The following is a 12,377-nucleotide window of genomic DNA, read 5'->3' as shown; positions in this document are numbered from 1 at the left end:
ACCCATCTGTGTGTACATGCTGTCTGCCGAGGACCTCGCCTTCATCACCGGAACACTGGGCCGCGACCTCACCGACGTGGAGGCCGCCTGCTTTGAGAACCTCTGGAGCGAACACTGCTCGTACCGCTCCACCCGCTCGCTCCTGAAGACCCTCCCGACCGAGGGAGAGAACGTCATCCTCGGCCCTGGCGACGACGCCGCCATCGTGCGGTATTCCGACTCGCTCGCCCTCGCCATCGGGATGGAGAGCCACAACCACCCCTCGTACGTGGACCCGTACGACGGGGCGGCCACCGGGGTCGGCGGTATCGTGCGCGACGTCATATCGATGGGCTCCCGCCCGATCGCCCTGATGGACCCGCTGTACTTCGGCTCGCTCGCCGCCGAGAAGACCCGCTACCTCCTCGAACACGTGGTGGCCGGGATCGGCGACTACGGCAACTGCATCGGCGTCCCCGTGGTGCGCGGCGAGACCGTCTTCGACCCCTCGTACCAGGGCAACCCCCTGGTGAACGTCGTCTGCGTGGGCGTCGTCGATCCGGAGCGCTTCCTGACGGCGCGGGTGAAGGCGCCGGGCACCAGGCTCGTCCTCTTCGGGTCGTCCACCGGCAGGGACGGGCTCGGCGGGGCGTCGTTCGCCTCGCGTGATCTTTCCGAGGAATCCGAGGCCGAAGACCGCCCGAGCGTCCAGGTCGGCGACCCCTTCACCGAAAAACTCCTGATCGAAGCGACGATGGAGATGGCAGAGACCGGAAAAGTGCTCTCCTGCCGCGACCTCGGGGCCGCCGGGCTTGCCGGAGCCTCGTCCGAGATGGCGAGCACCTTCGGGGCCAGGATCGTCGCCGACCGCGTCCACCTCAGGGAGACCGGGATGAACGCCGTCGAGATCATGCTCGCCGAGTCGCAGGAGCGGATGCTCATCGAGGTGGCAGCAGAAGACGTCGCCCTGATGGGTGCGATCGCCGCGAAGTACGACCTCGGCTGGAGCGAGATCGGCGAGGTGATCGCAGAGCCGCGCTATATCGTGGAGTTTGCGGGCGAGACCGTCTGCGACCTTCCCATCGACCTCCTGGTCGGCGGGACGCCGCGGTGCGCCCTCCCGAAAGCGCCGCGCACCGTCGACACCACCTACACCCCACCGCCCGGCGACACGAAGGCCCTCGCCCTGGCCGTCCTCTCCCACCCCGACATCGCCTCGAAGGTCTGGATCACCGAGCAGTACGACCACGACGTCCAGGTGCGCACCGTCTCCCTCTCCCACGACGCCGCCGTGCTGCGCCTCGAAGACGCCGCCCTGGTCCTCTCCTGCGGCTGCAACCCGCGCCAGATCGCCCTCGCCCCCTATGCGAACGCCGCAAACGCCGTCTACGAGAACGCCGCCAACCTCGCCTGCGTCGGCGCCGAACCCCTCTGCATCGTCAACTGCCTGAACTTCGCCAGCCCCCTCCACCCCGAGGTCTTCCACGATATGGAGCAGGCCGTCCTGGGCCTCGGCGACATGGCGCGCACCCTGGGCGCCCCGGTCGTCGGCGGGAACGTCTCCCTGTACAACGAGTCCGACGAGTACGGGACCGAGATCAAGCCGACGCCCTCGATCGGCATGGCAGGAAAAGGCCCGGTGCGCTGCTGGACGAAAGCGGCGGCCGGCGACATCCTGGCCCTCGTCGGCGAGACCGGCGAGCACCTCGGCGGGTCGGTCCTGGACGCCGTGACCGGGTGCGGCGGTGCGGCCCCGGCGATCGCCGACCCCTCCCTGCTCCCCCTGATCCGCGAGCGGGTGGCGGCCGACCGCTTCTCCGGCGTCACCGACCTCTCGAAGGGCGGGCTGCTCGTCGCCCTTGCAAAACTCGCACCGAACGCAGAGGTGCGGCTTTCCGGCGACCCGGTCACGGCCCTCTTCTCCGAGACCTACGGCCGCTTCCTGGTCGCCGTCAAAAACGAGGCCGACCTTGCCGGCCTCCCCCACGCCGTGATCGGCACGGCCGGCGGGGAAGGGCTCAGGATCGCCGCCGGGGATGAGAAGGTCGTCCTTTCCCCCGAGGAGATCGAGTTCTCCCTCTCCTCGATCACGCGCCTGATGCGCTACTGATCAGGCGGGCGAGGGCGTCGGCGCCCTCACCGCGTTTTACCTCTTTATCGCTCGCATGGAAGGTGCCGACGACCTTCATGCCCCGCTCCTCCATCCGCGCCTTCAGCACCCCCACGGTATCGCCCGGCGCACCCCCGCTCGTCGCAAAGGCGACCGCCTGTTTTCCCTCGCAGTTCTGCAGGGCGGCGACGATCGCATTCGCCGCCGGCGTCGGCCTGAACGCCCAGACCGGGGTGCCGACGGCGACCAGGTCGTAGCCCCCGACATCGATCGCCGCGGGCTCGATCCTGGCCGCCTCGCCCCGGCGCGCCCGCGGCGCCCCCTTAAGGTACATCATCACCTTCGAGTAGTCCTCTTCGTCCCTCACCTCGACGATATCGGCCCCGGAAAGCCCGGCGGCCGCTTCGGCCAGCGCACGCGTGTTTCCGGTGGCCGAGTAATAGACAATACAGGCTCGCATACAGGAGAGATATACGCACACCCATAAGGGCGTTCTGGCGGCAGGGCCCGCCCGAAAAAAAAGAGCGTTATTTTTTCTGGAACTGAGGCATCAGCGCCCTGATCTCGGCGCCGACCTCCTCGATCTCGTGCTCCTCGTCGGCGCGGGTGAGGGCGGTGAAGACCGGGCGGCGGGTCATGTTCTCGAGGATCCACTCCTTTGCGAACCTTCCGTCCTGGATCTCCTCCAGGATCTCCTGCATCGCCGCATAGGACTCGGGGCCGATCACCCGCGGGCCGCGGGTGAGGTCGCCGTACTGCGCGGTGTTCGAGATCGAGTCGCGCATCTTCGTAAACCCGCCCTCGTAGATGAGGTCGACGATCAGTTTCAGCTCGTGGAGCACTTCGAGGTAGGCCATCTCGGGCGCGTAGCCGTTTGCGACCAGGGTCTCGAACCCGGCCCTGACCAGCGCCGTGCACCCGCCGCAGAGCACCGCCTGCTCGCCGAAGAGATCGGTCTCGGTCTCCTCCCTGAAGGAGGTCTCGAAGACCGCCGCTCTCGTCGCTCCGATGCCCTTCGCATAGGCGAGGGCGATCGCCTTCGCCTGACCGCTCGGGTCCTGCTCGATGGCGATGAGCGCCGGGACGCCCTTGCCCTCCTCGTACATCCTCCTGACCATGTGGCCCGGCCCCTTCGGGGCGACCATCACGACGTTCACGTCGGGCGGCGGCACAATCTGGCCGTAGTGGATGTTGAATCCGTGCGAGAACATCAGGGTCTTTCCTGCGGAGAGCCCCTGCCTGATGGACGCCTGATAGATAGCGGCCTGGTCCTCGTCTGGAAGAAGGACCTGAATGATGTCCGCCATCTTGGCGGCATCGGCCACCTGGTAGACTTCAAACCCGTCCTTTATCGCGGCCTCCCAGCTCCTGCCGGGCCTGACCCCGATGATCACGTCGAGGCCGGAGTCCTTGAGATTCAGGGCCTGACCCCGTCCCTGCGACCCGTAGCCAACAACCGCGATCTTCTTTCCAGCCAGCACGCTCATATCGGCGTCGGCATCAAAGTATTTCTCGACCATACTGTACCACCATATGGTGAGAACGAAGTTCATAAATAATTATAGGGGGTACCTAAAAAGCACTATAATTTCGGCGCCCCTGAATGTCCCGGTCTACGCCGTGATTTCGTGCAATTATCTCCAGTAATTCGAGGTTTACAAGAATGGAACTTCCAGATGTTCAGTCGACCATCCCTGATGTTCGCATCAACCTGACAAGGGTCGGCGTAAAAAACGTGAAGAAGCTTGTAGAAGTCAGCCGTCCAGGAAAGCGCCCGGTTATCTTCATCTCCAATTTTGACGTCTACGTCGATCTGCCGGGGAGCCTGAAGGGTGCCAATCTTTCACGGAACTTCGAGGTGATCGACGAGGTGCTGCAGGAGGCGATCAACGGTCAGGTCACCGAGATCGAGGAACTCTGCAGCGTCGTTGCACGCAAACTCCTCGACCACCACGAGTACGCCGACCGGACCGAGGTGCAGATGCGCAGCGAGTTCATGGTCCGCCGCGACACCCCGGTCTCAAAGACGAAGTGCCACGAGGTGGTGAAGGTCCATGCCCGCGCCATCGCCATGAGGACCGGGCACCTGCCGATCATCAGGAAGAGCATCGGCGCCGAGGTCACCGGCATGACCGCCTGCCCCTGCGCCCAGGACATCGTCAAGGACCATGCCGTCCGCGTGATGGAAAACCTCGGTATCGAGGCGGATAAGATCACGGCGTTCTTCGAGGAGGTGCCGATGGCCACCCACAACCAGCGCGGCCGCGGCTTCCTCTGCATCGAGACCGACGACGACCAGCACGTCTCCTTAGAGGCGATCATCGACGTCCTGAAGAACTCGATGAGCGCCCAGATCTACGAACTCTTAAAGCGCGGCGACGAGAACTACGTCGTGCTGCAGGCCCACCGCAACCCCAGATTCGTCGAGGACTGCGTGCGCGAGATGGCCCGGAGGGTCGTCGGCGAGTTCGGTTCCCTCCCCGGCGACTCCCTGGTCCTGATCCGCCAGACCAACGAGGAGAGCATCCACCAGCACGACGCCTATGCCGAGCGCAAGGCGACGCTGGCCGAACTGATCGCCGAGTTGAACGGCGATTAACGCTTCCTCTCTCTTAATCCCCTTCTTTTTTCCCGTCCGGGACAACGTCACGGGCGACGCCGACGATCGCCGGCCCTTTTCCATCCCAGTCAGGCACCGGTATCAGCCAGGTGTCGAGAGCGATCTCCCGCCCGAACGAGGCGAGCCTGATCTCCTGCCTGACCGGCCTCCCTTCTGCAAACACCTGCTCTCTCCGTTCGCCGGAAAGGGCGCCCGCAAGGATCGCCTCGACCGGCACGCCCCGCAGGACCTCGCCCTGCGTCCTCACCGCCCTGACCTCGCCGCCGGCGCCGGCCACAAAGATGCAGTCGGCGATCACCTCCAGCATCAGCCAGAGGGTGTTCCTGCTTTTCTCCAGCGCTTCCTGCGCCCGGATCCGCTCGCCGATCTCCTCCCTGAGCGAGGTGTTCGCAAAGATCAAGTCGGCGGTCTGGCGGCACACCGTCGCCTCGAGGTTCTGCTGTGCCGCTTTCAACTCCTCTTCCATCTGTTTGCGGGCCGAAATGTCGTTTCCGACACAGTTGACACCGACGATCTCGCCGTTCTCCCCGTATATCGCACGGTTCGTCCACGAGATCCAGACCGGCGTCCCGTCCCGGGTGACGTTCTCGTTCTCCACGTTCCCGAAGAGGTCGGGACGGGCGCAGAGAGCGGCGATCATGAACCTGAGGTCCCGACCGGCAGAATCCGTCTCCGGGACGATCAGGCCGAGAACGCTCTTTCCGAGCACCTCGTCCCGCGTATAGCCGAAAAACGCCTCTGCAAACCGGTTGAAAAAGGTGATCCGCCCTTCGGTGTCGAGGGTGAGGATCACCGAGTTGGCGTTCTCGACGAGGTCGCGGTACTTCGCCTGGCTCTGCTTGAGCGCTTCCTCCGCACGGACCATCCGGGTGACATCCCGGACCGACTCGATCGCACCGACACGGTTTCCGTCCTCGTCGAAGAGCGCCGTCGCCTTGCCCCAGAGATATGCCCCTTTTCCCCCGGCGATGGAAGGGCAGTACGCGCCCCCGATGACGGCGTGCCGGGTGCGGTCGATGCTGAGGTACGGGGGAAGGTCGTCGCCCTCTCTGTCGATGAGATCGATGAGGATCTCACGCCGCTCGCCGTAGAAGGGAACGGCGTACTGGTAATCCCCTTTTCCGATCATCGCCTCCTTCGAGACGCCGGTGAGGTCCTCCATCGCCCGGTTCCAGGCAGTCACCCTCCCGTCCGCGTCGATGATGAAGGTGGCGTCGGGGAGGAACTCGATGATCTCGGCAAGATGCCGGTTCATCCGCCTGAGCTGGCCCTCTGCCTCCCGTTCTGCCGTGATATCCCTGAGAAAGACCGCCGATCTCGGAGAGGAGGATCGCTCGTCGATCACCGCCGCAACCGAGACGTCAAAAATCCGCCCTGATAGCGAGACCTCGAACCGTGCATGCGCCTCGCCCGCCGGTGCCTCCACGCCGGGCAGGACCTCCCCGAGCGAGCACCCGATCAGGTCCTCTTCAGACCGCCCGAGAAACCGGGCGGCCTCCTCGTTCAGGTCGAGCACCCTGCCGCCGGCATCGGTGAGGATCGCAAGGTCGTGGGTGGCGTTGAGCAGTTCTTTTGCCTGTTTCTCGCCCCTCTTGAGGATCTGGAAGGCGGTCCGACGGTGGATCGCGACCGCCGCCCCGTCGATGAACGTCTCGATCAGGGCAGGGTCCTCGACCACGGTCCCCTTCTTCAGGATGATGAGCACGCTGCCCAGAAACCGGCGATTCGAGATGATCGGGGCATAGAAGCTCCCGTTGAGGCCAAGGTCCTCCTCGATCCGCCTGCAGGTCTCTTCAGGCACGGTGTGCATCAGGATGGTGTAGAGCGGCGGGCCCGGCGCAAGGCCGGGCTCCTTAAAAGTGTCCCGGTACTCGTCGAGGAACGGGACGGTGATCCCGATCGGCGACGTGCGGAGATACCCGGCCATCACCTCGAGATCGTGCGGCGAAGCGGCCACCTCCTCTGCGGTCAGGGTATTGTTCACCGGGTCGTACGAGGTGATCGCAACGAGGGCGCCGGGCACGAGTTCCCTGGTCTTCTCCGCGATATAACCGTAGAGATCGTCGTCGTCCATCCTGACAAAAGCCGTCGCCGTCCTGGAGAGAAACGCCATATTTTTGAGGTGCCGCTCTTTCTCCGCCTCCACCCTCTTCAGGGCGGTGACGTCCCTGGCGATCGTCGAGGCGCCGATCACCGCCCCGTCCTCGCCGCGGATCGGGGAGACGGTCAGGGCGACCGCGACCCGTCTCCCGTCCCTGCGGACCCTGGTCGTCTCGATATGCCTGACCGGGCGGCCCTGCCTGACCTCCTCCGTGATCGCCGCCACCTCTGCGGCCAGGTCGGGCGGGACGATGCGGTCGAGGCTCTGCCCGACCATCTCCTCCGCCGTATAGCCGTAGAGGGCCTCTGCCGCCCGGTTCCAGGAGATTACCGTGCCGTCAAGGTCTTTTCCTATGATGGCGTCGTCGGTGGACTCGACGATCGAGGCGAGGATGGTGCGGGTCTTCCACGCCCTCTTCTCCCCGGTGATCTCCTCCAGGATCACCGTCGTCCCGTGCCCCCCGTCCTCGAAACGCGTCGGGAGAATTTTCGCCCGGAAGACCGCCCCGTTCTCCCATGCGACCTCGGGGATCACGATCTCTTCGGCCGGGGGATCGGCCAGGGCCGCCCTGAGCGCCGGGGCCGAGAGGAGCGGGAGATCAGGGGGGCCGGCGCCAGGGATCTCATCCCTGGAGAGTCCGGAAAACGCAAGAAACGGCGTGTTGACCTGGATGACCGTCCCGTCCCGGTCGAGGACGACGATCAGGTCGTTCGAGTACTCCAGCAGGGAGGAGAGCGGGAGGCGGCGGGACGGGGTGTACACTCTGGCCGCCCCGATCGTCCTGAGCTCGGCCTCGCCCGAGGCCAGGAGGACCTGGAGGTATTTTGCGACAGAGTTCCGATTCAGGTGCGCTTTTCTCGCGATTTCAGAGATGCTCAGTCCTCTGGGGTTGTACCGGATGATCGCCCTGATCTTCGCGAGATGGTCTGCCTCGCCCCCGCACATATAAAATCATAATATAATAGGTAATCGATAAAATTATCCCCCGCATTCTCGCGGATGCAGGGCGAAGACGGAGACCAGGGACGGTGATCGATGGACAGGTCCTGCCTTCCGTGAGATCTGATATACCGGGGAGCGGCGGCCGGAACCAGAGAGTGCACGCCACGAACACCCTGAATCGGGCGTGCAGACACGAGAATGATCATCATAAAAATAAAGAGAACGACGATCCTGTCATCTGAGGTATTGTTAATGATTGTTAATGAAAATACCTGAAATTTGTCCTGCGATAGATCGAAAGATATAACTAAAACCCAATAACAATTGGATTTAGCGTACTTCTGAGGTACGTGTCACACCTATTGCACAGGTTCGAAGAGTTGTATCGCTGTTTGAACAACCCAATTAAAATGAGGCGATATATTTGTCGAAAGTTGTAGAGATTTCCCCAACCACGAGGCACGAGGGACATTCCAAACTCGTCCTGAAGGTAAATGACGAGGGTATCGTCGAACGTGGTGACTGGCTCTCCATCACTCCGGTGAGGGGTGTAGAGAAGCTGGCCATCGGCAAGACGATGGAACAGGTGCCCAAGATCGCTTCCCGCGTCTGCGGCATCTGCCCGATCGCCCACACGCTCGCAGCAACAGAGGCCATGGAGGCATCCATCGGATGCGAGGTCCCCGAGGACGCCATGCTTCTGCGTTACATGCTCCAGTGCGCGAACAGACTGCACTCGCACGCCCTGCACAACATCCTCTCCCTGCCCGACATGTACCTTCCGGGCACGGACACGAAGATCAACCCGTTCTCCCCCGAGGAGCCGGTGCGGTCGGTCGCCCTGAGGATCCAGCGGCTGCGTGAGATCGGCCAGACCATCGGCGAGATCGTCGGCGGCGAAGCGGTCCACCCGTCCAACCCGCGTGTCGGCGGCATGTATAAGAACATCAGCCCGATCGCAAAGCAGAAGGTCTACGACCTTGCAAAGGAAGGCCGCAAGCTTGCCCACGAGCAGTCCGAGTTCATGATCGCCGTCTTCCGGAACTTCCAGAAGCGCGACTGGGCCGAGGTTGCCGGCCGCCAGATCCCGATCCCGAAGGATCTCGGCTACCACAACCAGGGCTACATGGCTGCGGCGCCGGTCTACGGCAGCAGCAGCCTTGACGAGAACCCGACCTGGTTCCCCGAGCGCTGGACCGAGGTCCGCCCCTGGGACTGGTACATGGGCGAGGAAGAGATCACCCTCGAGGACAAGGACTACCCCGTCGGCGGCACCACCCCGGCAGGCGAGAAGGCCTGGCCCCAGATGCAGGCGTGCACCGGCGTGCCCCTGTACGACGGCCAGCCGGTCGAAGTCGGTCCGCGTGCCCGTCTCGTCCAGTTCAAGAACTACGACGAGAAGGGCGCCATCGGCCTGCAGATCGCACGGCAGATGGAGTACGAGGAGACCTGCTACGGCATCATGGAAGCCTGCGACGCCCTCGACACCTCGGCCAGCGTGCTTGCCGACGAGATCCCGCAGGGCGACGGAAGCCTTGGCTGGGCGGCAAACGAGGCCCCGCGTGGCTGCGACGTCCACCTCACCAAGGTGAAGGACGGCAAGGTCCGCTGGTTCTCGATGCTCGTCCCGACCACCTGGAACTTCCCGACCTGCAGCCGCGCCCTCGTGGGCGCCCCGTGGGAGCTCGCCGAGGTCATCGTCCGGGCATACGACCCGTGTGTATCGTGCGCCACCCATATGCTGGTGGTCGATGAAAGCAAGAGGATAGTGGCCCAGAAACTCCTCGAGTGAGAGCATACATGCTATACCCAGAAACCGTGATTGTAGGATGCGGCAACCCCCTCTTCGCCGACGACGGCCTCGGCCCCGCGGTGATCGAGGAGATTAACCGCCTGCAACTTCCCGACAATGTCAAGGCCATCGACGGGGGGCTTGGCGCCCCGCACTTTATTTTCACACTGGTCGACAAGGCGGTCACGAAGAAGATCGTCATCATCGACATCGTGGACTTCGGTGCCGAACCGGGCTCGCTCACAAAACTCTCTGTCGAAGACCTGCCGCCCGGGAGCTACCGGGACGCCCACTCGTGGGACCTCACCGAACCGCTCCAGCGACTCAAGGACAGCGTCGAGATCACGATCTTCGGCGTCCAGCCGAAACGGGTAACGGCACCCGACATGGAGATCGGGCTCTCTGAAGAGGTACAGAAGGCCATTCCCAGGGTAGTACACCACGTACTTGCCGAGATTGGAGTGGATGATGGGGCTACTATCGTTTCTTAAAGGGATCTTTGGAAGGAAAGAGCCGCCCGCGCCCGAAAAGGCCGCAGGAGCAGAGCCGAAGCCGGTTGAGGCTGCGGCGAAACCTGAGCCTGTGCCGTCAGAGGAGCGGGGATCAGTAAAATGGGTGAAAAAGCCCGTGCCAGCACCGGCGCCTGCACCCGTCAAAGAGGCCCGGCAGAAACCTGCCGAGAAGCCTGCCAGAGCGGTCGAAACGGTCGAGACGACCGTTGAACCGGCACCCAGACCTGTAGCGAAACCTTCTGAGATTGAAGCGGAAATACAAGTTGAAAACACTAAGGAGGAAAGACCTGTGGTAGAAAAGATTACCGTGGGGCACGTGCACATGAGCGGCTGTACCGGATGCCTTGTGTCCTTTGCAGACAACTACGAAGGACTCTTCAAGATTCTGGACAACTATGCAGACCTCGTCTATGCACTGACCCTTGTAGATGTCAGGCATGTCCCTGAGATGGACGTCGCCCTTGTCGAGGGCTCTGTCTGTCTCCAGGACAAGATCTCGGTGGAAGAGATCAAAGAAACCAGGGAGAAGGCAAAGGTCGTCGTCGCCCTCGGCGGCTGTGCGGCATACGGGAACATCACCCGGTTCTGCCGCGGCGGCCAGTGGAACCAGCCGCAGATGGAGTCCTACGTTCCGATCGGCGAACTGATCGACGTGGACCTGTATATCCCCGGCTGTGCACCGACCCCCCAGCAGATCAGGAACGTCGCCATCATGGCGTACCTGCTCCTGAAAGGCACCGACGAGCAGAAGGAGCTCGCGACCGCATACTTGAAGCCGCTCATGGACCTTGCAAAGCGCGGCGACGAGGCCTGCGGCTGCGACCTGATGTACGACGTGATCAACCAGGGCCTGTGCATGGGCTGCGGCTCCTGCGCCGCCGCCTGCCCGGTCCGTGCAGTCACCATGGAGTACGGCAAGCCCCAGGTCAACCGCGACCTCTGCATCAAGTGCGGCGCCTGCTATGCCCAGTGCCCGAGGAGCTTCTTCAACTTCGATGTGATGAACGAGTTCGAGGGCATTACCGAACTCATCAAATCGGTCATGGAGTGAGGTGAAGAAAAATGGTACTCGGTAACTACAAAACCTGTGTTGCTGCACGCAGCACCGACAAGGAAATCCTGAAGGGAGCCCAGGACGGCGGCATCGTCACCCAGCTCTTCGCGTACGCGCTCGAAGAGGGGATCATCGACGGCGCCATCGTAGCGGGGCCGTCAGACGAGCCCTGGAAGCCCGAGCCGATCGTCGCCACGACGAAGGCCGAGCTCCTCGCGGCCCGCGGCACGAAATACACCCTCTCCCCGAACATCTCCCTCCTCAAGGAGGCGACCCGCAGCTACGGTCTCGACAGAGTCGGCATCGTCGGCACCCCGTGCCAGATGCAGGCGGTCCGCAAGGCCCAGCTCTACCCGGTCGGCATGCGCGACGTTCCCGACAAGATCGCCCTCGCCATCGGGATCTTCTGCATGGAGAACTTCCCGTACCAGTCGATCGAGGCACTGGTCGAGGACCACTGCAACCTGAAGATGGAATCGGTCAAGAAGCTGGACATCGGCAAGGGCAAGTTCTGGGCCTACACCGAGCGCGGCGCGGTCGCCCAGATCCCGCTGAAGGTGACCCACAAGTACGAGCAGCCCGGCTGCCACGTCTGCCTTGACTACGTCTCCAACCTCGCCGATGTCTCGACCGGATCGGTCGGCACCCCGGACGGCTGGAGCACGGTCTTTGTCAGGACAAAGATCGGCGACGACGTCTGGGCAAAGGCGAACGCCGCCGGCTGCTTCGAGACGCAGGACATCGCCAGCGTCAAGCCCGGCCTGGAACTCGTGACCAAGCTCGCCACCGAGAAGATCACGAAGAACCAGAAGACCCTCGACGCCCGCGCCACCTTCGGCGTCGGCAAGGGCCTGCGCAACCCGTACCTCTAAATTTATTTTTTGCACGTCCATCATGGGCGGAGGAATGCCTCCGGCATTCTTCTGTTTTCAGTCTGTTACAGGGTCTGGCGACGCCTTTTTGCCACGGCCACCCGTTAAAAAATCCATAAAATTCTTGGAATTATATCTTCCGGCCCCACATAAAATTAAATAATTTGAGTTCTATAGGGAGGAACGGGGGACGTAGATGAGAGATACCATCACCTATGAGGAACTCGTGGATATGCCGTTTTTTGAAGGGCTCGCCGCGGTCTCGCTGATCAGCCGGGGCGACCTGACCCTGATCGTCGGAGGACGCTCGGCACGGAGATCGCAGATCGAAAAAATGGTCGGGGATATCGTCAGGATCATGACGGGAAAAGAAGCCGTCATGGCGATGACCTGAC

The 12,377-nt window shown here is 63.0% G+C and carries 10 protein-coding genes; 7 read left to right on the top strand and 3 right to left on the bottom strand.

The window, feature by feature from the left end:
• The first annotated feature begins 16 nt into the window (after window positions 1–16).
• Window positions 17–2,089 carry a phosphoribosylformylglycinamidine synthase subunit PurL gene (gene purL / locus METLI_RS01235; protein ID WP_004037278.1) on the top strand — a complete coding sequence of 691 codons (2,073 nt, stop codon included), beginning with the start codon at window positions 17–19 and terminating at the stop codon, window positions 2,087–2,089.
• Here the strand turns inward: purL and METLI_RS01230 are convergent.
• Both METLI_RS01230 and ilvC read right to left on the bottom strand, forming a co-directional pair.
• Complete coding sequence (locus tag METLI_RS01230; RefSeq protein ID WP_004037275.1) at window positions 2,067–2,549, bottom strand: flavodoxin family protein; 483 nt, start codon at window positions 2,547–2,549, stop codon at window positions 2,067–2,069. The two genes, purL and METLI_RS01230, sit on opposite strands and share 23 nt — an antisense overlap.
• A 67-nt stretch (window positions 2,550–2,616) precedes the next feature.
• The gene (ilvC, locus tag METLI_RS01225; protein WP_004037273.1) at window positions 2,617–3,609 is read right to left on the bottom strand and encodes a ketol-acid reductoisomerase; all 993 of its coding nucleotides are present in this window, start codon (window positions 3,607–3,609) and stop codon (window positions 2,617–2,619) included.
• A gap of 143 nt (window positions 3,610–3,752) precedes the next feature.
• On the opposite strand from ilvC, the gene mptA reads away from it, so the two are divergent.
• The gene (gene mptA / locus METLI_RS01220) at window positions 3,753–4,688 is read left to right on the top strand and encodes a GTP cyclohydrolase MptA (protein ID WP_004037272.1); all 936 of its coding nucleotides are present in this window, start codon (window positions 3,753–3,755) and stop codon (window positions 4,686–4,688) included.
• Window positions 4,689–4,701: 13 nt separating this feature from the next.
• Here the strand turns inward: mptA and METLI_RS01215 are convergent, their stop codons facing one another.
• Entirely contained in the window at window positions 4,702–7,755 is a 3,054-nt protein-coding gene (locus METLI_RS01215; protein WP_004037263.1) for a PAS domain S-box protein, read from the bottom strand.
• 421 nt (window positions 7,756–8,176) lie between these two features.
• On the opposite strand from METLI_RS01215, the gene frhA reads away from it, so the two are divergent.
• From frhA to METLI_RS01190, 5 genes are all read left to right on the top strand, one after another.
• Complete coding sequence (gene frhA, locus METLI_RS01210) at window positions 8,177–9,544, top strand: coenzyme F420 hydrogenase subunit alpha (RefSeq protein ID WP_004037261.1); 1,368 nt, start codon at window positions 8,177–8,179, stop codon at window positions 9,542–9,544.
• 8 nt (window positions 9,545–9,552) lie between these two features.
• Window positions 9,553–10,035 carry a coenzyme F420-reducing hydrogenase, FrhD protein gene (gene frhD / locus METLI_RS01205; protein WP_004037259.1) on the top strand — a complete coding sequence of 161 codons (483 nt, stop codon included), beginning with the start codon at window positions 9,553–9,555 and terminating at the stop codon, window positions 10,033–10,035.
• Window positions 10,036–10,345: 310 nt separating this feature from the next.
• The gene (frhG, locus tag METLI_RS01200; protein WP_004037257.1) at window positions 10,346–11,107 is read left to right on the top strand and encodes a coenzyme F420 hydrogenase subunit gamma; all 762 of its coding nucleotides are present in this window, start codon (window positions 10,346–10,348) and stop codon (window positions 11,105–11,107) included.
• Between the two features lie 11 nt (window positions 11,108–11,118).
• Complete coding sequence (frhB, locus tag METLI_RS01195) at window positions 11,119–11,982, top strand: coenzyme F420 hydrogenase subunit beta (protein ID WP_004037255.1); 864 nt, start codon at window positions 11,119–11,121, stop codon at window positions 11,980–11,982.
• A 196-nt stretch (window positions 11,983–12,178) separates the two neighbouring features.
• Window positions 12,179–12,376 carry a hypothetical protein gene (locus METLI_RS01190; protein ID WP_004037253.1) on the top strand — a complete coding sequence of 66 codons (198 nt, stop codon included), beginning with the start codon at window positions 12,179–12,181 and terminating at the stop codon, window positions 12,374–12,376.
• The last annotated feature ends 1 nt before the right edge of the window (window position 12,377 follow it).

Source organism: Methanofollis liminatans DSM 4140 (assembly GCF_000275865.1).
Classification (GTDB): Archaea; Halobacteriota; Methanomicrobia; order Methanomicrobiales; family Methanofollaceae; genus Methanofollis; species Methanofollis liminatans.
This window is presented reverse-complemented; position numbering and strand designations above follow the sequence as displayed.